Genomic DNA, 26,691 nt, shown 5'->3' with positions numbered 1-26,691 from the left:
CAGCTGAGTCCGATGTCCACAGGCAAGATTACGGAGGCCGAACGTGGCTGACGCACAAGGTTTTTTGAAGCACACCTCGCGGGAACTACCCACCCGTCGCCCGGTCGAACTGCGGTTGATGGACTGGAAAGAGGTCTACGAGCAGGGGTATCCGAAGGAGACGCTGCAGCGTCAGGCCAGCCGCTGCATGGACTGCGGTATTCCGTTCTGCCACAACGGCTGCCCGCTTGGCAACCTGATCCCCGAGTGGAACGACCTGGTCTACAAGGGTCAGTGGCGCGAAGGCATCGACCGGCTGCACGCCACCAACAACTTCCCGGAGTTCACCGGGCGGCTGTGCCCCGCGCCGTGCGAGGCGTCCTGTGTCCTCGGCATCAACCAGGACCCGGTGACCATCAAGCAGGTCGAGATCGACCTGATCGAGAACGCCTTCGACGAGGGCTGGGTGACCCCGGTCTACCCGACCCGGTTGACCGGCAAGCGGGTCGCCGTCGTCGGCTCCGGTCCCGCCGGACTCGCCGCCGCACAGCAGCTCACCCGCGCCGGTCACACCGTCACCGTGTTCGAGCGGGCCGACCGCATCGGCGGGCTGCTGCGCTACGGCATTCCGGAATTCAAGATGGAGAAGCGCTTCATCGACCGCCGGATGGCGCAGATGGAGGCCGAGGGCACCATCTTCAAGACCGGCGTCAACGTCGGCGTCGACATCACCGCCGAGCAGCTGCGCGAGCAGTACGACTCGATCGTGCTGTCCGGCGGCGCGACCATCGCGCGCGACCTGCCCATCCCCGGCCGCGAACTCGACGGCATCCACCAGGCCATGGAGTTCCTGCCGTGGGCCAACAAGGTGCAGCTCGGCGACGACGTCACCGATGCCGACGGCCTGCCGCCCATCCACGCCAAGGGCAAGAAGGTGATCATCATCGGCGGCGGCGATACCGGCGCCGACTGCCTCGGCACCTCGCACCGGCAGGGTGCCGCGAGCATCCACCAGTTCGAGATCATGCCGCGCCCGCCCGAGGAGCGTGCCGCCTCCACCCCGTGGCCGACCTACCCGCTGATGTTCCGGGTGTCCTCGGCGCATGAGGAGGGTGGCGAGCGGGTGTTCTCGGTGAACACCGAGCGTTTCGTCGGCACCGACGGCAAGGTCACCGGCCTGCAGGCGCACGAGGTCAAGATGGCCAACGGCCGCTTCGAGAAGGTCGACGGCACCGACTTCACCCTCGAGGCCGACCTCGTCCTGCTCGCCATGGGCTTCACCGGACCCGAAAAGCCCGGCCTGCTCGAAGATCTCGGCGTCGGCTACGACCAGCGCGGCAACGTCCAGCGCGACAAGAACTGGGCGACCAACATCCCCGGCGTCTTCGTCGCGGGCGACATGGGCCGCGGCCAATCCCTCATCGTCTGGGCCATCGCCGAAGGCCGCGCCGCGGCCTCCGCGGTAGACCGCTACCTGGAAGGTGAAACGGCCCTCCCGGCCCCCATCACCCCCACCATGGTCGCCCAACGCTGACCCGAACCCCTCTCTTACCGGAGCGGAAAGGCGCCTGTGGACATTCATGTCCACGGGCGCCTTTGTTCTTCCACCTTCGATGTCTGATCTCAATTGGCAAGGTGCCGAAGGTAATCGAGGCGTCCTTGCCGAGTAGGACATAGCGGGCGAGGTTTCTTGGGGGAGGGGTTCGCGACACTCCCGGAGATGGTTTTGAGTGTCAACGGATTCCGGGCGGGTGAGTGGCACACCGCGGCGGGGCGGTCTCGGTGTTTGCCACAGTCAGGTGTTAGTCCGCGATTTGCCCGTTGTTCGGAGATAGTTCCAGCCTCTGTGGTGGGCGGGTTTCGTTATGAGGCTGAATTTGCTGTGCGATTGCGGGGTGTCGAGCCGTCGAACGGAGTGGTCCGGATGGGGTCGGGCGGTGGGTTGTGGTGGCGTCGTTGGGGTTTGGGCATTCGCCGGAAAACGGACGTGGGCCGGGGTTTTGGATGGCGTTCACGCCTTTGGACCTCTATTGTGATCCCGTCGTGCTGCTGATCTTGGGATGCGGGTTTGGGGTCGCAGCCGTCATGTCGGTGGGTGGCTGGAGTTAACCCAGCGTGCACTGGAAAGTCACTCATCGGGTTCAGAGTTGGTGCGCAACTTGTCGGGGATGCCCACGAGGGGCATTGGTTTGGACTGGAGCGGTATGCAGTTGAAGAAGGTTGTCGCGGCTCTTGGTGCATCCGCGACGGTGTTGTCCGGCATGGTGTTCGGGGCCGGTTCCGCGAGCGCGGATCCCGGCTGTCCGAACCTCTACGTCGTCGCGATCCCCGGTACCTGGGAGACGGGCAAAGACAAGACGCCCCAACCCGGCATGCTGGCGGGCGTTACGAACAATCTGCCTCGGGGCACCGAGGTCGACTATGTGACTTATGCCGCGACCGCGTTCCCCTGGGAAGGCGAGGTCTACGGCAATTCGAAGAAGGAAGCCACCGATCGCGCGCGCGGCCTGATCTCGGACATGGCGCACTCGTGCGGCGCGACGAAGATCGCGCTCGTCGGGTACAGCCAGGGCGCCGACGCCGCCGGTGACCTAGCGGCCGAGATCGGCACCGGGACCAGCGTTGTCGCGCCGGACCGGATCGCCGGTGTCGGCCTGATCTCCGATCCGCGTCGTTCGCCGACCGACGTTCAGGTCGGCGCACCGGCGCCCGGTGCCGGTGCCGGTGGCCCCCGCGTCGGCGGTTTCGGCTGGATCAGCGACCGCTCGCGCACCATCTGCGCGCTCGACGACCTGTACTGCGCGACCGAACCGGACGACTTCGTCACCCGGTTCGCCGGATTCATGGCGCAGGCCTCGGATGCGAACCCGGCCAACATGGGGCGCTACCAGATCGAGGCGAGCAGCATCATGAACGACCTGTTCGCCAATGGTGGCGTGCCAACGCTGCAGGCGCAGCTGACCGAGTCGGCGAACGAGCAGCGGGCCAAGGACCTGGAGCGGTTCTACAAATCGCAGGCGCACACCCTGTACGGCAGCTACCCGGTCGGTGGCGGCCAGACCGCCGTCTCCTGGATGCACAACTGGATCGCGGGCATGGCCTGATCCACCAGTCATAAGCGAAGGCCCACCTCCTGGCACGGGAGGTGGGCCTTCGCTTTGCCGAGCGGGGACTATCCCGAACCGGTCGGCGGCAGCAGCTGCTGGAACTGCTGGAACTGCTGGAACTGCTGGGGCACAGCACCGGGGTGGTGCTGGCGCCACTGTCCGTCGTGCCGGTGCCGGTGATGGGGCCGCGCGATATCGGTGCCCTGCTGGTCCACGTTCGCCGCCTGGACCTGAACCGTGGCATCGGCAGGGGCGGGTGCTTCCGCGGATGCGGTGGCCGCGAACGCGCCGAGCGGCAGGGCGACGAGCGCGCCCGCCGCGGCGATCCCGATGAGGCGACGCCGCATAGATGTTCTGGAGAGCAACACGGAATTCCTTTCTCTCGAACTGTGTGCCACTGGGAGGTGGCTCACCGGGTCCATAGAAGGTTCCGTCGCTGGGACGGCGGTGCGACGTCCCTGCCAATCGTCTGTGAATGGGCGCTCAGGAGTTGATATTGCGCGGCAACAGATCCCAGACGTGCCCGTTCTCGTTGACCGTCGCCGCGGTCCGCCGCCCGGTGCGGGAGAACAGGATTCGGGTGATCGAGCAGTAGTCGATCGGGAAGGTCAGCGGCCGTTCCAGCCCGAGTATTTCCTGCAGAAGCACGTTGACAACGCCGCCGTGCGTGAACGCGACCACCGTGTCCGCCGGATCGGTGCCAGCGGCGATCTCGGTGACGGCGTCGAGCACCCGGGATTTGAACGCCCCGCCGTCGATCTGGTGCGGGAAGTGCCCGGCCTTGATCCGCTCGTAGACCGCACGGAACTCGACCTTGGCATCCTCGATCGGAATGTAGGCGGGCAGGTCGCGATCGTATTCGGCGAGGTCGTCGATGATGTCGACGCCGAAACCGAGCTTGGCGGCGGTCGGTGCCGCGGTCTCCCGGGCCCGGCGCTGCGGGCTGCTCACCACGCGGGTGATCCGATGGTGGCTCAACGCGGCAGGCACCCGCTCGGCCTGCTCGAGACCGACGGGAGCGAGTTCGGGATCGGCGCGGCCGGTCGAGTTCACGATCCGGATCGGTTGGGCATGGCGAACGAGAATCAACTGCACAGGCCCCACTCTGCCGCATCGATGGCGAAGCCTCGATCCGGGCGAACCAGGTCGAGCCTCGGACGCACTCGCTCGGCCCGAACCCCGCTACTGCCTGCGGCGGCGCATCAGCAGATAGATGCCGCCGACGATGGCCACGACCACCAGCAGGCAGCAGAGGCCACCGATGAGCAGGCCGCTGCTGCCGCCACGGCGCCCCCGCCGCCTGGCCGCCAGTTCCATCGCCGAGTTCAAGGTGTCCGGGCTCGCCCAGGCACTGTGGTCGACCAGGGTCATATTGGTCAGCAGGTCAAGGTACATTTCGGCAACCCCATCTCAGGTATCGGGCTCCTCCCGGGACCGAACTTCTCGGCCACCCCGGCCCGAATCTTCCACGGTAGCTGTCCGATTCGGCCCCTGCGCACCCTTCGCCGGCAATGCCTCGTTCAGCGAGGTTTCACCAACGGGAACGGCAATGTCTCGCGAATGCTGCGCCCGGTGATCAACATGACCACCCGGTCCACACCCATGCCGAGCCCGCCGGTCGGCGGCATCGCGTGCTCCAGGGACTGCAGGAAGTCCTCGTCGAGCTCCATCGCCTCCGGGTCGCCGTTGGCCGCGAGCAGCGACTGTTCGGTGAGCCTGCGGCGCTGCTCGACCGGATCGGTGAGTTCGCTGTAGGCGGTGCCGAGTTCGACGCCCCAGGCGACCAGGTCCCAGCGCTCGGTGACGCCGGGAATGGTGCGGTGCGCGCGGGTCAGCGGGGATACCGAGGTGGGGAAGTTGATGTAGAAAGTCGGTTCCTCCGTGTGGGATTCGACCAGATGCTCGTACATCTCCAGCACCACCTGCCCGGCATCCCAGCCGTGCTGATAGGGCACGTCGGCCTTGTCGCACAGCTCGCGCAGCCGCTCCAGCTCGGTCGCCGGGGTGATCTCGCTGCCCAACGCCTCGGACACCGCGCCGTGCACCGTCTTCACCGCCCACTCGCCGGAGATGTCGACCTGCTTGTAGGAGCCGTCGCCCTGCGGCCGCAGAGCGACCATCGCGCCGTTGGCCGCGAGCGCGGCGTCCTGGATGAGCTGACGGCAGACGTGCATCATCCGCTCGTAGTCGCTGTGCGCCTCGTACGCCTCGAGAATGGTGAACTCGGGATTGTGGCTGAAGTCGACGCCCTCGTTGCGGAAGGTCCGGCCGATCTCGAACACCTTCTCCATGCCGCCGACACAGAGCCGCTTGAGGTACAGCTCGGGCGCGATCCGCAGATACAGATCCAGGTCGTAGGCGTTGATATGGGTGAGGAACGGGGTGGCGTTGGCGCCGCCGTGCACCTGCTGCAGGATCGGTGTCTCCACCTCCAGGTATCCCCAGGCGTTGAACGAGTCGCGCAGCGACCGGACCACCGCGCTGCGCTTGGCGAGCACCTCACGGGTCTCCTGATTGATCGCCATGTCGACGTAGCGCTGGCGCACCTTCGCCTCGGGATCGGACAGGCCTTTCCACTTGTCCGGCAACGGATGCAGGCACTTGCCGAGCATCCGCCAGTCCGCCGCGAGCAGCGAGAGCTCGCCGCGACGACTGCTGCCGATCTGACCGCTGACCTCGATCAGGTCGCCGAGGTCGAAGAACTCGGTGAACTCGGCGCTGCGATCGGCGCCGACCCGGTCGCGGTCGATCACCAGCTGGATGTCGTCGGTCCAATCGCGCACCACCGCGAAGATCACGCCGCCGTAGTCACGAATCCGCAGCAGCCTGCCGCAGACCCGGACCGTGGTGCCGCGCGGCGACTGCCGTGCCCCGGCGACGGTGTGCGTCGGCGGGTAGGCGACCGGGTAGGCCTCGACGCCGGACGCGGTGAGCCGGTCCAGCTTGTCCATCCGCACCCGCACCTGCTCGGGACGCCGCGGCCGGTGTTGGATGTCCTCGACGTGACCGTTGTCCGGCGGACTGCCGTCGGCGTGCAGCCCGGTCATGGTCGGCGGCACCGCGCTGTGCATACCGGTGTGCGTGATCGTGTCCGGCTCCTTGCCGAACCGGGGCAGGAAGCCCTCGGCCAGCGCGCTCGCCACCGCGACCCTCGGCAGCTGCCTGCGCTCCTCGAACAGGAAAAACCTTGGCACCCAATGTGGTTGGTACTTCACGTTGGAGCGATACAGCGCCTCCAGCTGCCACCAGCGCGAAAAGAACAGCAGCACACCGCGCCACAGCCGCAGCACCGGACCGGCGCCGATCCGGCCGCCCTCCTCGAACACCGAGCGGAACACCGCGAAGTTCAGCGAGACCTTGGTGACGCCCTGCTGCTCGGAGTTGAGCGCGAGCTGCGAAATCATCAGCTCCATCACGCCATTCGGGCCGTGCGGGTCCCGGCGCATCAGCTCGAGCGAGACGCCGGTGCGGCCCCACGGCACCAGCGACAGCATGCCGAGCACCCGGTCCTGTCCGTTGACCGCCTCCACCAGCAGGCAGTCCGCGTCGAGCGGATCGCCGAGCCTGCCGAGCGCCATCGAGAAGCCGCGCTCGGTCTCGGTGTCGCGCCAGGCGTCCGCGCGGGCGATCACCTGCGGGAATTCCTCGGCCGGGATATCGCGGTGGCGCCGGATCCGGACGGTGATGCCGTGCTTGCGCAACCGGTTCGCGGCCTGGCGGACCGGTTTCATCTCGGGACCGGCCAGCGAGAACGTCCTGGTGTCCAGGATGGCCTCGTCGCCGAGCCGGATCGCCGAAAGTCCCGCCCGGCGGTAGGACGTCGCGCCGAGTTCGCTTGCGCCCATCACCGCGGGCGGCCAGCCGAACTGGTCGGCCAACTGCAACCACGCGTCGATCGCCTGCGGCCACGCCTCACGGATGCCGATCGGGTCACCGCTGGCGAGACAGACGCCCAGTTCAACGCGATAGGTGATCGCCGCCTTGCCGCTCGGCGCGAACACCACCGCCTTGTCCCGCCTTGTCGCGAAGTAGCCGAGCGAATCCTCGATATCGGAACGTTCGAGCAGGCCACGGATGGCGGATTCGTCGGTGCCGGTCATCGCGTTCGCCGCCCGCTGCGAGCGCAGCAGGATGATCACCGCGGCGAGCAGCGCGATGGCGCCGAACAGGCCGAGTAGGAAGTTCACGAACGGGCGCGGGTGGCCGTCGAAGTGTTCGTTGTCCACCAGCACCGCCGCGGTGACCCGATAGATCGCCCAGCCGGGCCGCTGCAGGCCGCGCGGCAGCGAACCGGGGAACAACTCGACCAGGCCCCAGCCGAGCAGGAAACCGACCATCAGGCCGCCGGTGAGCACACCGAGCGCCTTCCAGCCCGCGCCGCGGCGCACCTTCGTGTAGAACTCGCGCCAGGCCGCGACGAGCACCACGACCACGCCGAGGTGCACGATCAACGCGACCAGCGCGGCCATCGAGCCCGTGTCCGCGAAATCAAGGCCGTCGGCAAGCAGCGCGTGGATCAGCACATAGCTGATCAGCAGCCACCAGGCGATGCGCTTGCGGCTGGCCACCGCGCCCGCGAGCAGGCCGACGATCAGCGCCCACATCAGGTTGGTGTCGGGTGCGTCGAAGTAGTACGTGTCGATGTAGCGCCGCGGCACCTGGGTCAGGAAGCGCAGACCCGGCGAAAGGCTCCACAGTAAACACATCACCGCGAAGACCCCGAGCACCAGACCCGCGATATGCGGGACCTCTGCCAGTCGTCCATGTCCCCGATGCGGGACGGGCGGGGTCGGTCTGTCCGCGGGCGGTTCGATCAGTTGTTGCCGGGCTTGCGTGGTGGTCACTGAACCAGTGTGTACGGTGCCGCCGTCGGGGTGCTCGAAGACCACCCGGGCATGTCGGTTATCGGCGCGTCGCACACGCGTGTCTGTGATGTGCGCGGGGGCTGGCGTTTACCGATTTCGGGTGCAAGGTAAGGATGTATCTCATGGCAGAACCAGTCGACGTACCGATCGATGACGACGTCATTCGACTCGGTCAGTTCCTGAAACTGGCCAACCTGATCGAATCCGGCTCGGAGGCGAAGACGGTGATCGCCTCCGGGTTGGTGCGGGTGAACGACGAGGTGGAACTGCGGCGCGGGCGGCAGTTGCAGATCGGCGACGTCGTCACCCTCGCCGGTCATCAGGCGAGGGTGTCGGTCTGACCTGCCTGTTTCAGTCCTCGGCGCGGACTACGACACCGTCGTGGTCGCTGTAGAGCATGTCGCCGGGCACGAAGGTGACGCCACCGAATTCGACGGGGACGTCGCGGTCGCCCGCACCGGTCTGGGTGCTCTTGCGCGGGTTGGTGCCGAGCGCCTTGACGCCGATGTCGAGCGTGCGCAGGATCGCCGAGTCGCGCACCGCGCCGTTGACGATCACCCCGGCCCAGCCGTTGTCGACGCCACGCCCGGCGATGATGTCGCCGACCAGCGCGGTGTGCACGCTCGCTGCGCCGTCGACGACGAGCACCTTGCCGTTGCCGGGTTCGCCGAGCGTCTGCTTGACCAGCAGGTTGTCCTGGAAGCAGCGGATGGTGGTGATGCGGCCGGAGAATGCCGCGCGGCCACCGAACTGGATGAACTGCGTGTCGCAGCTGCGGATCTCTGGGCCGATCTCGTCGGCAAGGTCGGCAGTAGCCACGTCCTGTGATTCGGTCACTGTGTCAATTTTGCCGTGCCTACGGCCCGGCGTGTTCGCGGCCCCCTTGGTCTCGCGTCCGAGCTGTCGAGACTCGCGCCTGCGGCGCATGCGCTTCGACAGCTCGGACGCGAGACGGGCCGCGAACGGCGCTCGCAAAACTCGCGCGTGGTGGTTGCTTTGGGTATGCGGGTCTCGTTCGAGCGCTACCTAACGGTGCCCGTAGTGCAGCTCGTACATCTCCCGATCGTGTTCGGAGAACTTGGCGCGGTCCACCAGATCGGGGTTCAGCCCGTGCTGGACCAGGCGGAAGCGGCGCCATACATAGCTGAGCGCCACGGTGAAGATGATCATCGGGACGATCATCATCACGATCAAGCCGATCTTCAGCGGCATCGGGCCGGGGAACAGCAGTACCAGGGCGAAGAACGGAATGACGGGTCCGAGGAACCGGATGAGATATCGCTCCATGGCCCCGTGTCCGACGAGGTCGCGGATGACCCACTCATGCAGCTCCTCGGGGAGCTCGCGGCCGAGATCGTAGGCGATCCGCTGCCGAATTGTGGGGGTATTCATACCTAAAGGCTATGCCTGTGGTGTTGGTCACCGCTAGGTTGCTGGGGCCCTCAACCTCGGCCGTGCCGACGTTCATAGGCGAGACGTTCCGGCTCGGCGCGCCGTCGGGCGTCCGCGTCGGCCAGCGCCGGATCGAGCCCGTGCTTGATCAGCCGATGCCGGCGATAGACATACATCAACGCCACCGTGAAATACGTCAGCGGCAGATACAGCAGCGCCATCATCGCCAGGCCCATCCACAGTGGGCCCGGCAGCAGCAGGAACAGCATGAGCACCGGAATCAACGGCAGCAGGATGCGCAGCAGATAACGCCGCGTTGCGCCGGGGCCGACCAGATCCTCGCGCACCCATTCGGTCATCGACGCGGGCAGGGTGCGGCCGGCGATGTACCCGATGCGCTGGACGAACGACGGTGTGGCACTCACTGAGTGGATTCGTCAGATTCGGTAGCGCGGCTGGCGTGGAAGGCCTTGATCTGGGTGACCAGGTTGTGCGTGGTGTGCTGCACCGTGATCTTCACGAACGGTTCGATGGTCTTGCCGAGCGCGCGTCCGGCCAGGCCGCCGCCGACCCGGAATTCGACGATCGCGTCGACGGTGCAGAGCTGGTCGCCCTTGGGGTGGAACAGGAAGGTCGACTCGATCTCGAAGCCCTTGATCGACTTCACCGCGATGAGCGCGTTCTCTTCCCAGCCGACGACCTGCATGCGGGACTTGAGCGAGGCGGGCCCGAGCTTGACGTGGCCGTCGAAGGTGGCGCCGACGCCGACCGTCTGCGCGCCGACCGGGGTGAAGGACTCGACACCGTAGAGGAACTTCGGCAGGTTCTGGTAGTCGTTCACGTAGGCGAACGCGGATTCCGCCGACGCGACGCAGTCCTCGACGATTTTCACTTCGGTCATGCGAAAACAGTAACTGGTTTCGATCCGGGTCGCCCCCGGTCGAGGCCGCGAGCGGGGCCGCAGGTGCGCGTCACGCGGTGACCGCGAGGGTGGCGGCGAGCCCGAACGCCAGCGCCATCACCACCACCTCGACCGTCGCCCGGCGCAGCGAGGCCTCGGCGGTCATCCGGTGGTCCGCGGCCCGGTGCACCCAGCTGCGCCGCCACCACCAGCCCAGTGCCAGTAAGCCAACCAGCACAACGGTTTTCGCGAGCAGGATGCGGCCGTAGCCGGTGCTGACGAACGGCGTGATACCGCCGACCCGCACCAGCCCGTTCAACAGCCCGGTCACCCCCACCGCCGCGACCAGCGGCAACGCCACCGCCGAATACCTCGGCAGCACCACGGCCCATTCGCCGCGGCTGCGCACCACCAGCGCCAGCGCGACGAGCAGCCCGAACCAGGCCGCCGCGGCCAGCGCGTGCACCGCGGCGAGCAGCGATCCGAACGACTGCTGCGACATGTGCCCGGTGATCGGGCGCAGCGCGAGCGCGACCGCCGCGAACACCAGGACCAGATCGGTGGACGCGATGTCTTCGCGCCGGAAGGCCACCGCCGAATAGCAGGCGACCGCGCCGACACCGACCAGGATGGCGATGCCGACCTGCCCGCCGCTGATGTCAACCAGATAGGTGCCGACCTGCCCGGCGCTCAACCGGCCCACCGGAACGCCGACCACTTGGGCCGCCTCGAACAGCAGCACCGCGAACTCGGTGCCGCACCAGAATCCGGCAAGCACCGCGAGCAACCGCCACGGCGGCACCAGCCGCGCGTGCACCCTTGGCAGCGCCGCGAGCCCGAGCACCGTCGCGCCGACACCGTCCGCGAGCACCCGGACGATCGCCTCGGCCGGGAAACCCGCGGGAAGCGCGAGCGCCCAGGCGAGGACGACACCGAGCAGCCCGGCCGGGACGATCAGCAGCACCGACCACGGTGCGCGCGCGGTACCCGGCCGCGCACCGCCCCGGCCGCCGATCGTCCTACCCGTCACTGCTGCTTCGGTTTCCGGCTTCTGCCGCCGAACAGGGCGAACGCCAGCCCGCCGCCGAAGAGCACGACGGCGCCGACGATGAAGACCCACAGCGGAATTCCGCCGGAGCCAGCGCTGTCGGAGCTGCCGTTCTTGGCATCGGCCTTCTGGCCGGGAACACCGTTGCCCGCCTTGCTGAGCGTGAAATGCCTAGTGCCGCTGACCGCGTGGCCGTCGGCGGAGGTCACCCGGTAGGCGAGGGTGTACTCGCCGACCGGACCGAGCTCGCCGACCTCGACGCTGACCACGTTGCCGTCGACCGTCGGTGCGCCCTTCGACCACAGATTGCCGTCCGGGCCGACCACGGTCAGCGCGGGGAAGCTGGTCTGCAGCGCCTCGTTGAAGGTGATGCTCGCCCGCGCCGGGCCCGCGTCGATCGTCGCGCCGTCGCCGGGAACGCTGGCGGTCGGGGTGGAATGCGCGGCCGCGATTCCCGTTGCGGCAATACCGAATCCGAGGAGCAACACCCCCGCGACGAGGGCGGTGCGTAGCCGCCGGATCACGACCGCCGCGCCCTGATCACATTGCCGAGGCCGAGCGCGACGCCGAGCAGGCCGAGGGCGAGGCCGATGCCGCCGAGCCAGCGGGCGGTGTTGTCGGTGTCGACCGTGGAGTCGACCGAAGCCTCGGTGTCGACCATGTGGGCGTCGGCGTCGGCCTTGCCCTTGGTCAGGGTGAGCGACGGGGCCGGATGTTCGGGCTCCGCACCGTCTTTGCCCATCGGCTGATCCCAGCTGACGACCTTGCCGTCGCTGTAGGTCTGCTTGGTCGGGAAGCTGACCGTGTCCTGCGCGGGCAGCGGACCGACCGCGATCGCGAAGCGCTGGAACTGGCCGGGCCCGACGCCGGGGTTGCCCGGGTCCGCGGTCCAGGTGATCGCGGTGATCTCCAGCTTCTCGTTCTTGTCGACCTTGGCCGACCAGCCCGGAATCGGTTCGGTCCGTGCGCTTTTCAGGTTCGGCAGGGTGACGGTGAGCGCGGTGGTGCTCGCGGTGTCGGATTCGGTGGGGACCCGGAAGGTGGCCACCCCGTACTTACCCTGCTGGGCGCCTGGCGCGTCGACGGTGACGTGCGCGGCGGCGGTGCCGCAGGCGAGGAAGGCGAGGGTGGCGGCGGCCGCGGCGGTGCCGGCGGCGCGCGAAATCGAGCGGTGCATGAGGGAATTGCTTTCTGTCCGAAGGGGAGTGGTGCGGCGGGTCAGGCCGGCACCGGCGGCGCGCGTGGGCCGATCGCGCCGTTCGGATGGAAGCGATAGTGCGGGAGACCGGGATTGGACCAGTGCGCCGGTCCGGCGATCCGGGGCGAACGCGGCTTGGCGAGCACCGCGCGGACCGCGCAGGAAGCCACCGCGTAGAGCCGTTCGGTGACCGCGATGACCGCGGCACAGCCGAGCGTGGCGACGGCGTGCGCGACGAGCATCCAGCCGGTGGGCAGCGGGCTCGTCGCGGCAGCGGGATGTTCGTGGCCGAGCAGACCCGCCAGCGCGAAGTGGCTGGCCACCTGGCCGACCAGGAGCAGGCCGAGCGCCGAACCACGCCCGCGGGCAAGCACATTCGCGGCGCAGCCGACCAGCGCGGCGATCAGCATGAGCAGCGTCAGCTCGGCCGAGCCGGGAAAACCGCCGCCCGCGACGCCGTGCGCCGCGACGGCGAGCGCCCCCACCAGCACGCCGACCAGGCCACCACGCAGGTGGGCGGTACTCGGTGATGGGGGCATCGCGGGGAAGGTCAGCGCACGCCGAGCTGGGCGAGCACGTCCGCCTCGACCCCGGACAGCTCCTGCGCGATCGAGGTGTGCACGGCGCGGCGGCGCGGCGCGGGCATCTGCTCGGCGGTCTGCACCGCGGCGGCGAGGCTGTCCAGGCGGGCCTGCGTGGTGGCGACGAACTTCTGCGTATCGCCCTTGCCGCTCTGCGCACCGACCTTGCCAAGGGCCGCTTCGGTATTCGCGATCCTGGCCTGCAGCTTGGCGCCGTGGCCGCTGAAATCGCCGAGCTGCTCGACGCCGATGCCGAGCTGCTGGGCCTTGCGGGTGTCCAGCTGCGCGCGCAGGAACGTCGCGGCGCGGTAGGCCAGCGGCGCGAGCACCGGGATGAGCACCCGGGCCACGCCGAGATACTTCCTCATCTGACTCGCGCTGAACAGTTCACGCTCGGCCTTGGCGGCCAGCTTGAGCGAGGCCTTCTCCTCCGCCTGCAGGGCCGAGATCTGCGCCTTGGCGACCTTGCGCTGGGTACGACCCTCCGCGCGGCGGGCCTTGCGGTCGTTCCTGGCGACCAGCTTGGCTTCCAAACCCGCCTTGTGCTTGAGAGCTTTCGCCTCGGCCCTGCGGCTCGGACGCCGCTTGCGCTTCGTGAACAACCCCATCGAAGGCCCTCCGTCATGCTGGTTTGCCATGGCAGTACGACGCCGGGGAAAGCCCGTCCGCCCATGTCACACGGTTTGTCCTTTACCCTAACGGAGCTGTCTTATTTGCCGCGCGGGCGCGGCGTGTTCGCGGCCCCCGGGTGTCTCGCGTCCGAGCGGTCGAGACTCGCGCCTGCGGCGCATGCGCTTCGACCACTCGGACGCGAGACGGGCCGCGAACGGCGCTCGCAGAACTCGCGCTGTGGTGGTCAGGAGTGTGGCCAGGTGCCGTCCCAACCGGGCCATTGCCCACGGGGTTCGTGGGTTTGTCGGGGGTAGGGACCATACTGCATAACGTGGAATCGGGCATCGGTGACCGAGAAGGTCGCAAGCACAACGGCACGGCCGTCGAACGGCCGAGCGGTGGTGTTGGCGCGCCGACCCCGTTCATCGATGCCAGGGCGCTGATCGGTTGTCGGCATCGGCTGCATCTCGACGCGGTACATCCGGGGGCGTTGCTCGGTGTCACCGAGGATCCAGGGGTGCGCCAGCGCAGGGAGGCGGCGACGGCGCATCGGCTGCGGGTGCGCGACGCGCTGATCGCGGCGGACCCGGACGGCTGGGTGGTGATCGATCCGACGTTGCGCGCGTCCGAGCGGGCCGAGGCGACCATGCTGGCGTGCGCGGCTGGCGTGCAACACATCTGGGGCGGGCTGCTGCCGCAGGAGCCGGAAACGGGCCGGCGCGGCGGCTCGGAGATCCTGCTGCGCGACCGCGATCGCGGCGGTTACATCCCGGTGATCGTGGTGAACCACAAGGTGACCGACCCGCGCCACCCCGAGCCCGCCGACTTCCACCCGACCACCTCGGACCCGTTCCACTGGAACCCGCGTCCGGATCGGCACCGCAAGCTGCGCCAGCAGCCGCGCGACCAGCAGCGCCTCGCGCACCTGTACCGCATGCTGCAGCGCCACGGCATGGCGAGCCCGGCCCTGGTCGGCGGCGTGATCGGCTACCACTTCGACTGCATCCTGGTGCACGACCTCGGCCCGGTGCTCGCCGACTACGACCAGCGCTACGCCGATCGGGTCGCGGTGGTGCGCGGCGAACTGCCCACGGTGCCGTCGAAGGTGCCCGAGTGCAGGCAGTGCCCGTGGTGGAGCCGCGGCATCGAGGGGCCGAGCTGCGAAGGCTGGCTCATCGAGCACCGCGACGTCAGCCTGGTCGCGCCGGGTTCACGCGCCGAGGTGCTGCGCAGGCACGGCGTGCAGACGATCGATGATCTGGCCGGGTGGGCGGGCGACGACCCGGACGACTGGCAGCACGGCCCGTTCGACGAGGCCGTTGTCACCGCGCGGGCCTGGATCGCGGGCGCGCCGCTGGTCCGCCGGGTGGAGCCGGTGCGGGTGCAGCGGGCCGACGTTGAGGTCGACGTCGACCTGGAGAGCTTCCAGGAATACGGCGCGTACCTGTGGGGCACGCTGCTCGATGACGTGTACCGCCCGTTCGTCACCTGGGATCCGCTGCCGACCGAGGACGAGGGCCGCTCCTTCGGCGAGTTCTGGACCTGGCTGATGACGATCCGCGCGGAGGCCGCCGCGAACGGGAAAACCTTTGCCGCCTACTGCTATTCGCGCACGGCCGAGGACAAGTGGCTGTATGAGTCGGCGCGCCGATTCGCCGGTCGGCCCGGGGTGCCGACGGTCGATCAGGTGCGCGCGTTCGTGGACGGTCCGGAGTGGGTCGACATGTTCCAGGCCGTCTCCGATCAGTTCATCTGTCCCAACGGCAAGGGCCTCAAGAAGATCGCCCCGGTCGCCGGTTTCGCCTGGCGCGATGCCGAGGCGGGCGGCGAGGCGTCGATGAGCTGGTATCGCCTGGCCGTCGGCTACGAGGGCGACCCCGATATGTCCCAGCGCACCCGTTTGCTGGAGTACAACGAGGACGATGTGCGGGCCACCCAGGTGCTGCGCGATTGGATGTCGAACCGGGCAGACCTCGAGGTTCCTGGCCTAGCCGATTTCGGGCGTCGTAGTATCGCGTCGTGACTGAGCACGTCGAACAACTCGAGTTCCAGGCAGAGACACATCAGCTGCTCGAGCTGATGATCCATTCGGTCTACTCCAACAAGGACACCTTCCTGCGGGAGTTGATCTCGAACTCCTCGGACGCGCTGGACAAGCTGCGCCTGGAGTCCTACCAGGACAAAGATCTGCAGGTCGACACCTCCGACCTGCACATCGAGCTGGCAGTCGACGAGGAGAACCGGACGCTGACCGTCCGGGACAACGGCGTCGGCATGTCCCGCGCCGAGGTGGTCGACCTGATCGGCACCCTCGCCAAGTCCGGCACCGCCGAGCTGCGCAAGAAGCTCAACGACGCCAAGAGCGCCGCCGCGGGCAATATCGACACCGCGGAGCTGATCGGCCAGTTCGGCATCGGCTTCTACTCGACCTTCATGGTCGCCGACAAGGTCACGCTGACCACTCGGCGCGCGGGCGAGTCCGAGGGCACCCGCTGGGAGTCGGCCGCGGGCAGCTCGACCTACACCATCGAAACCCTCGACGAGGCGCCGCAGGGCACCTCGGTCTCGTTGCAGCTCAAGCCCGCCGACGAGGACGACCACCTCTTCGATTACACCAAGGAGTGGAAGCTCCGCGAGATCGTCAAGAAGTACTCCGACTTCATCGCCTGGCCGATCCGCATGCAAGTCGAGCGGACCGTCACCGAGGGTGAGGGCGAGGACAAGACCGAGAAGACGGTCGTCGAGGACCAGACCCTCAACTCCATGAAGGCGCTGTGGACCCGCCCGAAGAGCGAGGTCAGCGACGAGGAGTACAAGGAGTTCTACAAGCACGTCAGCCACGCCTGGGACGATCCGCTGGAGATCATCCCGATGAAGGCCGAGGGCACCTTCGAATACCAGGCGCTGCTGTTCCTGCCCTCGCAGGCGCCGTTCGACCTGTTCACCCGCGAGCACAAGCGCGGCGTGCAGCTCTACGTCAAGCGGGTGTTCATCATGGACAACTGCGAAGAGCTGATGCCGGAGTACCTGCGCTTCGTCAAGGGTGTGGTGGACGCGCAGGACCTCTCGCTCAACGTCTCTCGGGAGATCCTGCAGCAGGACCGCCAGATCCAGATGATCCGCAAGCGGCTGGTCAAGAAGGTGCTGTCCACGGTCAAGGACCTGCAGGGCGCCGAGGATCAGACCAAGTACCAGACGTTCTGGAAGGAATTCGGGCGCGTCCTCAAGGAGGGCCTGCTCGGCGACACCGACAACCGCGAGACCATTCTGCAGGTCTCGTCGTTCGCCTCGACCAACTCCGAGTCCGAGGTGACCACGCTGGCTCAGTACGTCGAGCGGATGCCGGACGGCCAGGACGCCATCTACTACATGACCGGCGAGTCCCGCCAGCAGATCGAAAGCTCCCCGCACATGGAGGCTTTCCGGGCCAAGGGCCGCGAGGTGCTGATCCTCACCGACCCGGTGGACGAGATGTGGGTCGGCTCGGTGCCGGAGTTCGACGGCAAGGCGTTCACCTCCATCGCCAAGGGCGAGGTCGATCTGGAGTCCGAGGAGGAGAAGAAGGCCTCCGAGGCGCTGCGCGAACAGCAGGACAAGGACTTCGCCGAGGTGCTGACCTGGCTCGGCAAGGCCCTGGACGAGAGCGTCAAGGAGGTGCGCCTGACCAGTCGGCTCACCACCTCGCCCGCCTGCCTGGTCGGTGACGTCTTCGACTTCACCCCGATGCTGGAGCGGATGTATCGCGCGTCCGGTCAGCTCATGCCGGAAACCAAGCGGATCCTCGAGCTCAACCCGGCCCACCCGCTGGTCACCGGGCTGCGCGACGCCTACGACACACGCAAGGAAGACGCCGACGCAGGCAAGGTCCCCGAGCTCACCGAGACCGCCGAATTGCTCTACGGCACAGCGGTCCTGGCCGAGGGCGGCGAGCTGAAGGACCCGGCGCGTTTCGCGCACATCCTCACCGATCGCCTCACCCGCACCCTCTGATCCGGTCAGCGGCGAGGACAACCCCTCGGTGGTCCTCGCCGCTGTATCGGCACAATGAGTGCCGTGTCGAATTCGACTGAGCTGGTCATCCGGGCGGCGCGGGCCGCGGACTACGACGCGATCGCGGCGGTGGTCGATGAGTGGTGGGGCCGCGCGATCCTGCCGGTGTTGCCGCGACTGTTCCTCGACCACTTCCATCGAACGAGCCTGGTCGCGGAAACCGAGGGGCGGCTGTCGGGATTCCTGATCGGGTTTCCCTCGCCGTCCGAATCCGACGAGGCCTACATCCATTTCGTCGGGGTGCATCCGGATTCGCGGAAGAGCGGCCTGGCGCGGGCACTCTACGAGCGGTTCTTCGCGACCGCGCGGGCACACGACAGGCGGGTCGTCACCGCGATCACCGCGCCGACGAACGAGACCTCCATCGCCTTCCATCGCCGGATGGGCTTCACCGTCGAGGGGCCGGTGCCCGACTACAACGGCCCAGGACGTCATCTGATGACCTTCCGCCGCACGATCTGACGCCACTCATGTAGTGAAACGGCACGTTTCGCTACCTTCTGGCACGCGATCCGAATTCGTTCGCGCGCAGCGACATTCGCCTGAGTTGATGGTCTATCGGGGTCCGAAGCGGTTAAATTTGGGCGATCGAAAGGATCGTCAGCTTATGTCCGGAAACCCCCTTGCCCTGGCCGAGCCGTGGGATCTCGTCGCCGACGGCTACGCCGAATTCGCGCCCGCGATCATGCAGCCGTTCTCCGATCGCGCGCTCGAATTCGCCTCGCTGGCACCGTCTTCCCAGGTCGTCGACGTCGCGGCGGGGACAGGGATGCTGAGCCTGCTCGCCGCGCCGCACGTCGCGCGGGTGCAGGCTATCGACTTCTCCGGTCCGATGATCGAGCGACTCACCGCCGCGGCGCTGGTCGCGGGGCTGACCAATATCGAGGCGCGGGTGGGGGACGGGCAGGCGTTGCCGTTCGACAGCGACCGCTTCGACGCCGGGTTCTCCATGTTCGGGCTGATGTTCTTCCCGGAGCGCGGCAAGGGTTTCGCCGAACTGTTCCGGGTGCTTCGCCCCGGCGGCACGGCCGTGGTGTCCAGCTGGGCGCCGGTCGCCGAATCCCCGCTGATGCGGCTGATGTTCGGCGCCTTTCGTGCCGCCGACCCGAATGTCGGGGAGCCGCAACCCAACTACCTCAGCCTGGAAAATCCGGAGGTCTTCCAGACCGAGATGCGTCGGGCGGGCTTCGAAGCCGTGTCCATCCAACGGCATTCGACGGCACTGGCCTTCGACAGCGCGGAACAGATGTGGGAAACCATGGTGCGCAGCAGCGCACCGCTCGGCCTGATGCGCCGCAGCGTCGGCGAACAGGTGTGGGCCGAACGCGTCGAGCTGATGAAGTCCTACCTCGCCGAGCACTACCGCCCGCAGCAGCCGCTGTCCACCACCGCGTTCCTCGGCATCGGCCACAAGCCAGCCTCCTGACGGAAGTGCTCAGCCGAGGAATTCGAGGAGCGCCTCGTTCAACGCCGCAGCCTGCTCGACCTCGTCCTGGTCGATCGCCCTAGGAAAACGAAAAGCCGCCACCGACCTTGGTCGGCAGCGGCTTTCGGGGAGCTCGTTTTAGCGCGGCGCCATACGCAGCGCGCCGTCCATGCGGATGGTCTCGCCGTTGAGGTAGTCGTGCTCGACGATGTACTGCGACAGCTGCGCGTACTCGTCCGGGCGGCCGAGGCGCGACGGGAACGGCACACCGGCCTCGAGCCCCTTGCGGTACTCCTCGGTGACACCGGCCAGCATCGGGGTGTCGATGATGCCGGGGGCGATGGTGTTCACCCGGATGCCGAACTGGGCGAGGTCGCGCGCGGCAGGCACGGTCATGCCGTGCACGCCACCCTTGGAGGCCGAGTACGCGATCTGGCCGATCTGGCCCTCGAACGCGGCGACCGACGCGGTGTTGATGATGACGCCGCGCTGGCCGAACTCGTCGACGGTGTCGGTCTTCGAGATCGCGTCGGCGGCAAGGCGCATGACGTTGAAGGTGCCGAGCAGGTTGACGGTGATGACGGTGCGGAACAGCTCCAGATCGTGCGGGCCGTTCTTGGACAGGATGCGCCCGGCCCAGCCGACACCGGCGCAGTTGACCACGATGCGCAGCGGTGCGCCCGACTCGACGACCTGCGCGACCGCGGCGCTGACCTCGTCATTGCTCGTGACATCGGCCGGAATGAGGGTGACCCCGGCGGGCACGTTGTCACCGGCCCGCTCGATCGACTGCGGCACATCCAGCCCGAAGACAGTGGCCCCCAGCTCGGCGAAACGCTTGGCGGTGGCGGCGCCGAGGCCGGATGCGCCTCCGGTGACAATGGCGGCGGAACCCGAAATCTCCACGATGGTCCTCTCGTTCGTGACAGCCAGTTGGCCCTTTGTCAATTGCACCCTAACGGGTGCGACCACTAAGCCCCATGAGGCCTCCCTCTCACCCCGAAACCAGGTGGCGTAATGTGGAACATCCATTTGCGAACAAACATGTTCTTCGGTGGTACGGTCGCTGCATGAAGCTGTTCCAGGGGGCGTCTGTTGCTGGGCGCAAGGTATTGATCACGGGGGCGGCGCGGGGAATCGGGGCCGCGCTGGCTCGGCAGTTGCACGCCGATGGGGCCGCGGTCGCACTGCTCGGCTTGGAGGCGGAACTGCTGGGGGAGGTGGCGCGGGAGTGCGGGGACGCGCCGTGGCGCTACTGCGATGTCGGGGATCGCGCGCAGGTGGACAAGGCGGTGCAGGCGCTGGTCGGCGAGCTCGGCGGGCTCGATGTGGTGGTGGCCAACGCGGGGGTGGCGCGGCAGTTGCCGTTGATCGGGGGCGATCCGGCGGTGATGGAGGAGACGCTCGCGGTCAATGTGCTCGGCGTCTACTACACGCTGCGCGCGGCCGGACCGCATATCAGTCACGCGAACGGCTATGCGCTGGTTGTCTCCTCGCTCGCGGCCGCGGTGAACCTGCCGCTGGTCGGCGCCTACAGTGCGTCGAAGGCGGCGGTGGAGGCGCTCGGCCAGACATTGCGGATCGAGCTGAAACACACTGGTGCGAAGGTAGGCATCGCCTATTTCGCCGAACTCGACACCGACATGACCTCGCGCGGCTTCGGCACCGACGCGGCACGCGCCATCATCGGCCGGTCCACCGTTTCCGGCGTCGCACCGCTCGCCCCCGCCATCGACGCGGTGGCGAAGGCGATCGCGCGGCGGCGGCGTCAAGTGGTCTCGCCCTGGTGGGTCGCGTTCGTGCTGCCGTTCCGGCCGATCGCGCAGCGCGTGATCGCACTGACTTTGCGCCGTGGGGTGCGGCGCGCCTTGGAGATCGCGCGCAGTGAAGAGGCACCCTTTACGACGGACCAACCGAACCGACCCAGCAAAATGGAGCGGCAAGCCTAGTCAGACCCGAATACGGAGCCACCGAATGACCGAATCGGCAACCAGCGCACGCCAACTCCCGCGCGGCAGGCACGGCCTGCCGCGCGAGCAGGTGGTCGCCTCGCAACGCGAGCGCATCCTGATCGCGATGGCCGAGGCGATGGTGCAGAACGGTTATGTCGGCACATCGGTCGCGGCTATCCTGAAACGCGCCGGGGTGTCCAGGGAGACCTTCTACGAGCAATTCCGTTCCAAGGAGGCGTGTTTCGAGGCCGCCTACGAGCGGGCCGTGCAGAACCTGCTCGGCCGCATCGCCGATGCCGCCGGCGACGCCGACGATCCGGCACCCGAGCCGGACGGCATGGCGAGGATCGACCGGATCTTCGCGGCCTACCTGCAGCACCTCGTCGACGATCCGGCCAGCGCGCGGCTGTTCCTCGTCGAGGTCTACGCGGTCGGTTCGGCGGCGCTCACCCGCCGGGCGCAGCTGCAGGAGCTGTTCGTCGGGCTGATCGCCGACGTGCTCGGTGCCGGAACCGATGATCAGCGCTTCGCCTGTCAGACCCTGGCCGCCGCGATCAGTGCGATGGTCACCGGCCGGATCGCGGCCGACGATCCGGAAGGCCTGCTCGCGCTGCGGGTGCCGCTGCTGAATCTGGTGCGTCGCGGCGGGAAGTTGTACGGGGACGCCTTGCTGCCAGCTACCGACGCAGTTCGGGGTCGGTAACCGGCGCCGGCGACTGCTGGTCGGGTACCGAGGGGGCGGGGCGACGCGCGCGGAGGAGCAGCATGGCCGCGCCGCCGAGTGCCGGTGCGATCAGGGCGAGCGCGGCGACGATCGGCCCGCCAACGGTCGGCGCGGCGGTCGAGACCAGCGTTGCCGCGCCGAAGTACAGGAACAGCAGGCCGGAGCCGATGCCGATGGCGCGTTCCGGCACGTGCTTGCCGACCAGGATGCCGATGCCGATGGCGAGCGCGTCGGCGGTGACCATGCCGATCGTCGAGCCGATCCACACGCCGATCCAGTCGTAGTCGGTGGCAAGCGCGGCGGTGGCGAACATGGTCCGGTCGCCGAGTTCGGCGAGCAGGAAGGCCGATAGCACCACGAAGAACGGGGCGGTGCTCGCGCGCAACGACTTCGGTGCCGGGTCTTCGTCGCCGTCGGCGGTGAAGTGTTCGCGCAGCGTCCAGATACCGACCCCGAGGAAGACCAGCGCGGCTACTAGGGAGATGGCCGTGGTCGGCAGTGCCGAACCGAGGAAATAGCCGACGCCGACCGAGAGCAGATGGATGGCGGCCGAGGCGGTCGCGATGCCGCCGAGCACCACCCACCAGCGGTAGCGCAGCGCGAACGTCAGTGCCATCAGCTGGGACTTGTCGCCCAGTTCGGCGAGAAAGACGATGCCGATACTCAGCAAAACGGTGGCGATCATGATGTGTGCGGCTCCCGGGTCTCCGGCCTGCCGGTCGGAGACTGGGTATGCCTCCGGCCGACAACGAATAGTTGTCTCGGCCGAAGGTCTCGCCCACCGGATTGTTCCGGTTCACACAGCCGGACCCGAGCCCTCGTGGGGCTGCGGGTCAGTATGTCGACTATGCGATTGCGGGCTACTCCCCTTCGCTATCACCGACTCTACCCGCACGCGGTCGAGTGTGCCAACATGGTGTTGTCCAAATCGCAATGCGCGCAATAAGTTTGGCGATCCACGCGGAGAGTTTCGGGTTCCCTTACGCGGCGAGCAGCATGGCCAGAACCGCGGTGTCGGGATCGCTGATCGGGTCAAGCCCGACGCGGCTGACCAGTGAGGTGACCGTGCCATCGGATTCGGCCTCGGCCCATGCCGCCCGGTGTTCCAAGCCGAGATGCGGCACGCCGGGCAGCAGCACACAGCCGGATGCCGCGCCCGCGCACTCCGGCAGCGACGGCCGGGTTTCCGAGGGTGGGTGCAGCATGAGCAGGGCGGCTGGCACATGGTCGGCAAACCGGCCGGGCGCCAGCGCCTCCGCGCCGAGCACCGTGCCCTCGGCCAGCACCAGGCCGACCGTGCCTGGCGCCGGGTCGTCCGGCAGCTCCTCGCGTACCCCGAACACTGTCGAGGTGGTCAGCAGCCCTGGCAGCGTGGCCACCCGGACGGCGAGCACGAGTACCTGCGCCCATTCCTTGGTGGTGTCCGGCCAGCGGCCGGAGATGACGAAGCCGCGCAGCGAGCCGCGGGCATGGAAAGGCGTGATGCCGATCGGTCCATTCGTCCGCATGATGCCTCCCGTCGTATAACCGGGGGCGGCTTTGCCCGTCCTCTGTGGATTCCGAGGATGAACTACGAGACACCTGGCACACAAGTACCAAAGAGTGCCAGTTATCCAGCGGAAACAGGCTGAGCAGCGATTGTTCCTGCCCACAGGCCCGCGCCGGCGCGTCGGCCCGAGGTCCGATACCGGTTCGCGTCCCGGGCGTGTCCTGATCGCGTCGAGCGGACACGCCACGGGCCCGCGCCCCGACCGCTGAACTGCGGAAGGAGCGCGGGCCCGTTAGGTGCCTTGCGGCTATCAGCCGAAGATGAGGCCCTTGCCCTGGCCGACGGCGCGCGTGAAGCGATCCTGCACGTCTTCCCAGTTGACGACGTTCCAGAACGCGGTGACGTAGTCCGCCTTGACGTTCTTGTACTGCAGGTAGAAGGCGTGCTCCCACATGTCGACCTGCAGCAGCGGGATGATGCCGAGCGGGACGTTGGCCTGCTGGTCGTACAGCTGGAAGGTCAGCAGCTTCTGGCCGAGGGTGTCGTAGCCGAGCACCGCCCAGCCGGAGCCCTGCAGGCCGTTGGCCGCGGCGGTGAACTGACCGCGGAACTTGTCGAACGAGCCGAACTGGTCATCGATCGCCGCGGCGAGGTCGCCGGTCGGCTTGTCGCCACCGTTGGGGGACAGGTTCTTCCACCAGATGGAGTGGTTGACGTGCCCGCCGAGGTGGAAGGCCAGGTTCTTCTCGTACAGGAAAATGGCGCCGTGATCGCCGCTTTCGCGGGCCGCCGCCAACTTCTCCAGCGCGGTGTTCGCGCCTGCGACGTAAGCGGCGTGGTGCTTGGAATGATGCAGCTCGTTGATCTGCCCGGAGATGTGGGGCTCCAGGGCGCTGTAGTCGTAATCCAGATCTGGCAGCGTGTACTCAGCCACGATGTCCCTTCCTATGTCGGGCTGTGTGCGCCCGTCTCGAGCACACCCAACCATCATTCGTACACCCGCTCGGTTCCAACCGGGCCTGATGCCCCCGCATTCCGGTGTGCGCGTTGGGCTGTGCACCTCGAGTCACATCGGCCCCGGCGCGAAACCTCACGCGTAGCATCGAACCATGTCGTGGTACGACGAACTAGTGGGGCGGCTGCGCCTCCCCGCGTCCGTCATGGTTGCGCGGGATCAAGCACTGCCCGGCCGGGCAGCGCCGATCCTGGTGCCGGATACCCACTACGTCAACGGTCATTCCATTCGCCCGCCGTTTCCGGCGGGCATGCGGGTCGCGGTGCTGGCGATGGGCTGTTTCTGGGGTGCTGAGCAGGAATTCTGGCGGCTCGACGGCGTCTATTCGACCTCGGTCGGGTACGCGGGCGGCTATACGCCGAACCCGACCTACGAAGAGGTGTGCAGCGGGCGGACCGGTCATACCGAGTCCGTGCTGATCGTCTTCGACCCCGCGGTCATCGATTACGCGGGCGTGCTGCGGCGGTTCTGGGAGAACCACGATCCGACCCAGGGCATGCGTCAGGGCAACGATCGCGGCACCCAGTATCGTTCGGCCATCTTCACCTTCGACGCCGACCAGGCCGCGATCGCGCGCGGCACCGCGAGCGCCTTCGGCCAGCGGCTGGCCGAAGCCGGGTACGGCGAGATCAGCACAGAAATCGCCGCGCTGCCCGATCTTTCGGCCTTCTACTACGCCGAGGGTTATCACCAGCAGTATCTGGCCAAGAACCCCGGTGGCTACTGTCCGGTGCATGCGACCGGGGTTAGCTGCCCGGTGGGATCGGGCGCCTGACCCTGAACGAAAACCGCACACCCGGCGCCCGGGTGTGCGGTTTCGGTTTTCGTTCGGTCAGAGCGGCGGCGCGACGCCGGGGCGGGTGGCCCTCGGGTCGCCCGCGTCGTGTGCCTCCCACCAGCGCGCCGCGCCGGCGATGAACTCCGCGAGGGGGATCTCCCGGCCGGTCGTGTCGTGGACGAGCACGTTGTCGAACCAGACGCGGACGTCGAGTTCGCGCGGGTCGATGCCCTCTTCCTGGGAGAATTCCAGCACGTGTGCGGAGACGTGCTCGTCGATCGTGGTGTCGAAGCTGAGCAGTTCGCTCCACAGCGCCCAGCCGCTGTCGTCGAGGTCGATGAACTCCCAGCCGTGCAGCCTGCCGCCGCCGAAGCTGCGGATTGCCTCGTCGAGGCCGTTCAATTGCAAGGGCATGACCTGCGGTTCGAGGTCGTCCCAGTTCTGCATGCGCAGCGATGCCGCGACGCGGCTGACGCCGGTGAAGCTCACCTGAACGCGGTAATCCTCGGTGGGCGTTCCGTTTTCCGGAAGCGTCAGCACCTCTAAGTCGAGTCGTAGTTGCCCGGCTGCGGCATCGATCTCCAGGCCGAGGCATGTCGCCTCGGACAGAGCGACATTGAGCCCAGCCGTGTCTGTTCCGTCGAGTAGCCCCCTGCTCACGTTCATGGCCACAGGCTACCGACAGCTACCGGTGGAGCCCAGTATTTCAGTTTTTCGCTAGTGTTCTCGTTTTTTATGGAACCGAATCGGGACCGACGCCGTCCAAGTAGATATCGGAACCAGCTGCGCCCGGCGAGTTCCGAGGTCGGCGGCGAATGACCGCTCCGGGATTGGATCATGGAGGGGAGTTCCGGATCGGTCGTTCGCGCCGCACGTTCTTGCCGCGAATCTGCTGACGACCGCCGAAGGCCTCGGATCGGGATGTCTGGGCCCGGGGAGTCGGTTAGCCGGTGGGTAGCTTTGATAGCCAAACCCTGAAAGTGGTGCGCTGTCTGATAGCTGCAGCCTGTGGATGAAGTTGTGGATTATGTGGATAACTCTGTCGGAGGTATGCACATGCGGGCCCTGAGCGGGGCATCGATCAGGGTTCCGGGACGCAGAACATACCTGAAGTACCGACTTGATGTCGAGTCGCCGACGGCCGGGACCGCGAGCCGGAACTCCACGTCACCCCGCCACCCATGGCAGGATCGAAACCGTGACGAGTCCCCATGTTCCTTCGGTCCCGGTGGACGCGGTGCCGAGCGAATTCGACAGCAGCCAGCCGAGCACGGCCGACGGCGCGCGGGCGATCCTGCTCGATGTGCGCGAAGACGACGAGTGGCAGCTCGGACACGCGCCGGGCGCCGTGCACATCCCGATGGTCGACGTGCCGACCAGGGTGGACGAGCTTGACTACGACGTCGATCTCTACGTCATCTGCCGGCAAGGTGGCCGATCCCTGCAGGTGGTCGAATACCTCACGCACATCGGCTTCGACGCCATCCAGGTCAACGGTGGCATGGTCGCCTGGCAGCAGGCGGGCCGCCCGCTCGTCGCGGACGGCGACCAGCAGGCGAAGATCTACTAGCGAA

General features: G+C 67.6%; 29 protein-coding genes. 11 read left to right on the top strand and 18 right to left on the bottom strand.

The genetic code is table 11. The annotated features are described in order from the left end of the window. The first annotated feature begins 43 nt into the window (after nt 1-43). Nucleotides 44-1,513, top strand: a complete 1,470-nt coding sequence (locus OG203_RS24885; RefSeq protein WP_405159685.1) for a glutamate synthase subunit beta — start codon at nt 44-46, stop codon at nt 1,511-1,513. A gap of 670 nt (nt 1,514-2,183) precedes the next feature. Then, nucleotides 2,184-3,083: a cutinase family protein gene (locus OG203_RS24880; RefSeq protein ID WP_405159684.1), complete on the top strand. Its 900-nt coding sequence runs from the start codon at nt 2,184-2,186 to the stop codon at nt 3,081-3,083. A gap of 68 nt (nt 3,084-3,151) precedes the next feature. Here OG203_RS24880 and OG203_RS24875 read toward each other — a convergent pair whose 3' ends face one another. From OG203_RS24875 to lysX, 4 genes are all read right to left on the bottom strand, one after another. Beyond that, a complete protein-coding gene (locus OG203_RS24875) occupies nt 3,152-3,454 on the bottom strand; it encodes a hypothetical protein (protein ID WP_405159683.1) in 303 nt (100 codons plus the stop codon). Between the two features lie 115 nt (nt 3,455-3,569). After that, on the bottom strand, nt 3,570-4,181 hold the full coding sequence (locus OG203_RS24870) for a histidine phosphatase family protein (RefSeq protein ID WP_405159682.1): 612 nt from the start codon (nt 4,179-4,181) through the stop codon (nt 3,570-3,572). Between the two features lie 87 nt (nt 4,182-4,268). After that, nucleotides 4,269-4,481 carry a hypothetical protein gene (locus OG203_RS24865; RefSeq protein WP_405159681.1) on the bottom strand — a complete coding sequence of 71 codons (213 nt, stop codon included), beginning with the start codon at nt 4,479-4,481 and terminating at the stop codon, nt 4,269-4,271. Nucleotides 4,482-4,606: 125 nt separating this feature from the next. Then, nucleotides 4,607-7,930, bottom strand: a complete 3,324-nt coding sequence (gene lysX / locus OG203_RS24860) for a bifunctional lysylphosphatidylglycerol synthetase/lysine--tRNA ligase LysX (protein WP_405159680.1) — start codon at nt 7,928-7,930, stop codon at nt 4,607-4,609. Between the two features lie 143 nt (nt 7,931-8,073). On the opposite strand from lysX, the gene OG203_RS24855 reads away from it, so the two are divergent. After that, on the top strand, nt 8,074-8,292 hold the full coding sequence (locus OG203_RS24855) for an RNA-binding S4 domain-containing protein (protein WP_405159679.1): 219 nt from the start codon (nt 8,074-8,076) through the stop codon (nt 8,290-8,292). Nucleotides 8,293-8,302: 10 nt separating this feature from the next. Here OG203_RS24855 and rraA read toward each other — a convergent pair whose 3' ends face one another. From rraA to OG203_RS24810, 9 genes are all read right to left on the bottom strand, one after another. Further along, nucleotides 8,303-8,788: a ribonuclease E activity regulator RraA gene (rraA, locus tag OG203_RS24850; protein WP_405159678.1), complete on the bottom strand. Its 486-nt coding sequence runs from the start codon at nt 8,786-8,788 to the stop codon at nt 8,303-8,305. A gap of 189 nt (nt 8,789-8,977) precedes the next feature. Then, complete coding sequence (locus OG203_RS24845) at nt 8,978-9,343, bottom strand: DUF5313 family protein (RefSeq protein WP_405159677.1); 366 nt, start codon at nt 9,341-9,343, stop codon at nt 8,978-8,980. 50 nt (nt 9,344-9,393) lie between these two features. Continuing rightward, nucleotides 9,394-9,768 (bottom strand): DUF5313 family protein, encoded by a 375-nt coding sequence (locus tag OG203_RS24840; protein WP_405159676.1) that lies wholly within the window; start codon nt 9,766-9,768, stop codon nt 9,394-9,396. Beyond that, nucleotides 9,765-10,244: an SRPBCC family protein gene (locus OG203_RS24835; protein ID WP_405159675.1), complete on the bottom strand. Its 480-nt coding sequence runs from the start codon at nt 10,242-10,244 to the stop codon at nt 9,765-9,767. The genes OG203_RS24840 and OG203_RS24835 overlap by 4 nt, the downstream gene beginning before the upstream one ends. 70 nt (nt 10,245-10,314) lie before the next feature. Then, entirely contained in the window at nt 10,315-11,274 is a 960-nt protein-coding gene (locus OG203_RS24830) for a copper resistance D family protein (protein ID WP_405159674.1), read from the bottom strand. Then, nucleotides 11,271-11,816: a copper resistance protein CopC gene (locus OG203_RS24825; protein ID WP_405159673.1), complete on the bottom strand. Its 546-nt coding sequence runs from the start codon at nt 11,814-11,816 to the stop codon at nt 11,271-11,273. The genes OG203_RS24830 and OG203_RS24825 overlap by 4 nt, the downstream gene beginning before the upstream one ends. Further along, the gene (locus tag OG203_RS24820; protein WP_405159672.1) at nt 11,813-12,469 is read right to left on the bottom strand and encodes a YcnI family protein; all 657 of its coding nucleotides are present in this window, start codon (nt 12,467-12,469) and stop codon (nt 11,813-11,815) included. Before OG203_RS24820 ends, OG203_RS24825 begins: the two co-directional genes overlap by 4 nt. A 41-nt stretch (nt 12,470-12,510) precedes the next feature. Further along, the gene (locus OG203_RS24815; protein WP_405159671.1) at nt 12,511-13,029 is read right to left on the bottom strand and encodes a hypothetical protein; all 519 of its coding nucleotides are present in this window, start codon (nt 13,027-13,029) and stop codon (nt 12,511-12,513) included. An 11-nt stretch (nt 13,030-13,040) separates the two neighbouring features. After that, the gene (locus OG203_RS24810) at nt 13,041-13,679 is read right to left on the bottom strand and encodes a DUF6474 family protein (RefSeq protein WP_405159670.1); all 639 of its coding nucleotides are present in this window, start codon (nt 13,677-13,679) and stop codon (nt 13,041-13,043) included. A gap of 428 nt (nt 13,680-14,107) precedes the next feature. Here OG203_RS24810 and OG203_RS24805 point away from each other — a divergent pair, with 428 nt between their 5' ends. The 4 genes from OG203_RS24805 (at nt 14,108) to OG203_RS24790 (ending at nt 19,159) form a co-directional block, all read left to right on the top strand. Then, entirely contained in the window at nt 14,108-15,706 is a 1,599-nt protein-coding gene (locus OG203_RS24805; protein ID WP_405167993.1) for a TM0106 family RecB-like putative nuclease, read from the top strand. Further along, nucleotides 15,703-17,673, top strand: coding sequence for a molecular chaperone HtpG (gene htpG / locus OG203_RS24800; protein ID WP_405159669.1), 1,971 nt, complete (start codon nt 15,703-15,705; stop codon nt 17,671-17,673). Before OG203_RS24805 ends, htpG begins: the two co-directional genes overlap by 4 nt. Nucleotides 17,674-17,736: 63 nt before the next feature. After that, entirely contained in the window at nt 17,737-18,195 is a 459-nt protein-coding gene (locus OG203_RS24795) for a GNAT family N-acetyltransferase (protein ID WP_405159668.1), read from the top strand. Between the two features lie 145 nt (nt 18,196-18,340). Further along, nucleotides 18,341-19,159 (top strand): class I SAM-dependent methyltransferase, encoded by an 819-nt coding sequence (locus tag OG203_RS24790; RefSeq protein WP_405159667.1) that lies wholly within the window; start codon nt 18,341-18,343, stop codon nt 19,157-19,159. A 138-nt stretch (nt 19,160-19,297) separates the two neighbouring features. On the opposite strand, the gene OG203_RS24785 is transcribed toward OG203_RS24790, so the two are convergent. Further along, nucleotides 19,298-20,065, bottom strand: a complete 768-nt coding sequence (locus OG203_RS24785) for an SDR family NAD(P)-dependent oxidoreductase (protein ID WP_405159666.1) — start codon at nt 20,063-20,065, stop codon at nt 19,298-19,300. Between the two features lie 164 nt (nt 20,066-20,229). Here OG203_RS24785 and OG203_RS24780 point away from each other — a divergent pair, with 164 nt between their 5' ends. After that, nucleotides 20,230-21,108, top strand: a complete 879-nt coding sequence (locus OG203_RS24780; protein WP_405159665.1) for an SDR family NAD(P)-dependent oxidoreductase — start codon at nt 20,230-20,232, stop codon at nt 21,106-21,108. A 25-nt stretch (nt 21,109-21,133) separates the two neighbouring features. Further along, a complete protein-coding gene (locus tag OG203_RS24775) occupies nt 21,134-21,814 on the top strand; it encodes a TetR/AcrR family transcriptional regulator (protein WP_405159664.1) in 681 nt (226 codons plus the stop codon). On the opposite strand, the gene OG203_RS24770 is transcribed toward OG203_RS24775, so the two are convergent. The 3 genes from OG203_RS24770 to OG203_RS24760 all read right to left on the bottom strand — a co-directional run bounded on the left by OG203_RS24770 (nt 21,789) and on the right by OG203_RS24760 (nt 24,258). After that, the gene (locus OG203_RS24770) at nt 21,789-22,520 is read right to left on the bottom strand and encodes a TMEM165/GDT1 family protein (RefSeq protein WP_405159663.1); all 732 of its coding nucleotides are present in this window, start codon (nt 22,518-22,520) and stop codon (nt 21,789-21,791) included. The two genes, OG203_RS24775 and OG203_RS24770, sit on opposite strands and share 26 nt — an antisense overlap. Nucleotides 22,521-22,815: 295 nt before the next feature. Continuing rightward, a complete protein-coding gene (locus OG203_RS24765; protein ID WP_364725872.1) occupies nt 22,816-23,343 on the bottom strand; it encodes a peptidase in 528 nt (175 codons plus the stop codon). Nucleotides 23,344-23,634: 291 nt separating this feature from the next. Continuing rightward, entirely contained in the window at nt 23,635-24,258 is a 624-nt protein-coding gene (locus OG203_RS24760; protein WP_405159662.1) for a superoxide dismutase, read from the bottom strand. A gap of 175 nt (nt 24,259-24,433) precedes the next feature. Here OG203_RS24760 and msrA point away from each other — a divergent pair, with 175 nt between their 5' ends. Then, a complete protein-coding gene (gene msrA / locus OG203_RS24755) occupies nt 24,434-25,114 on the top strand; it encodes a peptide-methionine (S)-S-oxide reductase MsrA (RefSeq protein WP_405159661.1) in 681 nt (226 codons plus the stop codon). A gap of 57 nt (nt 25,115-25,171) precedes the next feature. Here the strand turns inward: msrA and OG203_RS24750 are convergent, their stop codons facing one another. Then, the gene (locus OG203_RS24750) at nt 25,172-25,783 is read right to left on the bottom strand and encodes a hypothetical protein (protein ID WP_405159660.1); all 612 of its coding nucleotides are present in this window, start codon (nt 25,781-25,783) and stop codon (nt 25,172-25,174) included. A 532-nt stretch (nt 25,784-26,315) separates the two neighbouring features. On the opposite strand from OG203_RS24750, the gene OG203_RS24745 reads away from it, so the two are divergent. Continuing rightward, nucleotides 26,316-26,687 carry a rhodanese-like domain-containing protein gene (locus OG203_RS24745; RefSeq protein ID WP_405159659.1) on the top strand — a complete coding sequence of 124 codons (372 nt, stop codon included), beginning with the start codon at nt 26,316-26,318 and terminating at the stop codon, nt 26,685-26,687. The last annotated feature ends 4 nt before the right edge of the window (nt 26,688-26,691 follow it).

Source organism: Nocardia sp. NBC_01499, assembly GCF_045040275.1.
GTDB lineage: Bacteria > Actinomycetota > Actinomycetes > Mycobacteriales > Mycobacteriaceae > Nocardia.
This window is presented reverse-complemented; position numbering and strand designations above follow the sequence as displayed.

What these genes read in the sequence shown, in the direction of transcription:
- OG203_RS24880 (WP_405159684.1), top strand. Translation starts at nt 2,184, where the DNA reads ATGCAGTTGAAGAAGGTTGTCGCGGCTCTTGGTGCATCCGCGACGGTG.
- OG203_RS24865 (WP_405159681.1), bottom strand. Translation starts at nt 4,481, where the DNA reads ATGTACCTTGACCTGCTGACCAATATGACCCTGGTCGACCACAGTGCC.
- OG203_RS24855 (WP_405159679.1), top strand. Translation starts at nt 8,074, where the DNA reads ATGGCAGAACCAGTCGACGTACCGATCGATGACGACGTCATTCGACTC.
- OG203_RS24845 (WP_405159677.1), bottom strand. Translation starts at nt 9,343, where the DNA reads ATGAATACCCCCACAATTCGGCAGCGGATCGCCTACGATCTCGGCCGC.
- OG203_RS24835 (WP_405159675.1), bottom strand. Translation starts at nt 10,244, where the DNA reads ATGACCGAAGTGAAAATCGTCGAGGACTGCGTCGCGTCGGCGGAATCC.
- OG203_RS24820 (WP_405159672.1), bottom strand. Translation starts at nt 12,469, where the DNA reads ATGCACCGCTCGATTTCGCGCGCCGCCGGCACCGCCGCGGCCGCCGCC.
- OG203_RS24815 (WP_405159671.1), bottom strand. Translation starts at nt 13,029, where the DNA reads ATGCCCCCATCACCGAGTACCGCCCACCTGCGTGGTGGCCTGGTCGGC.
- OG203_RS24810 (WP_405159670.1), bottom strand. Translation starts at nt 13,679, where the DNA reads ATGGGGTTGTTCACGAAGCGCAAGCGGCGTCCGAGCCGCAGGGCCGAG.
- OG203_RS24790 (WP_405159667.1), top strand. Translation starts at nt 18,341, where the DNA reads ATGTCCGGAAACCCCCTTGCCCTGGCCGAGCCGTGGGATCTCGTCGCC.
- OG203_RS24780 (WP_405159665.1), top strand. Translation starts at nt 20,230, where the DNA reads ATGAAGCTGTTCCAGGGGGCGTCTGTTGCTGGGCGCAAGGTATTGATC.
- OG203_RS24775 (WP_405159664.1), top strand. Translation starts at nt 21,134, where the DNA reads ATGACCGAATCGGCAACCAGCGCACGCCAACTCCCGCGCGGCAGGCAC.
- OG203_RS24770 (WP_405159663.1), bottom strand. Translation starts at nt 22,520, where the DNA reads ATGATCGCCACCGTTTTGCTGAGTATCGGCATCGTCTTTCTCGCCGAA.
- OG203_RS24765 (WP_364725872.1), bottom strand. Translation starts at nt 23,343, where the DNA reads ATGCGGACGAATGGACCGATCGGCATCACGCCTTTCCATGCCCGCGGC.
- msrA (WP_405159661.1), top strand. Translation starts at nt 24,434, where the DNA reads ATGTCGTGGTACGACGAACTAGTGGGGCGGCTGCGCCTCCCCGCGTCC.
- OG203_RS24750 (WP_405159660.1), bottom strand. Translation starts at nt 25,783, where the DNA reads ATGAACGTGAGCAGGGGGCTACTCGACGGAACAGACACGGCTGGGCTC.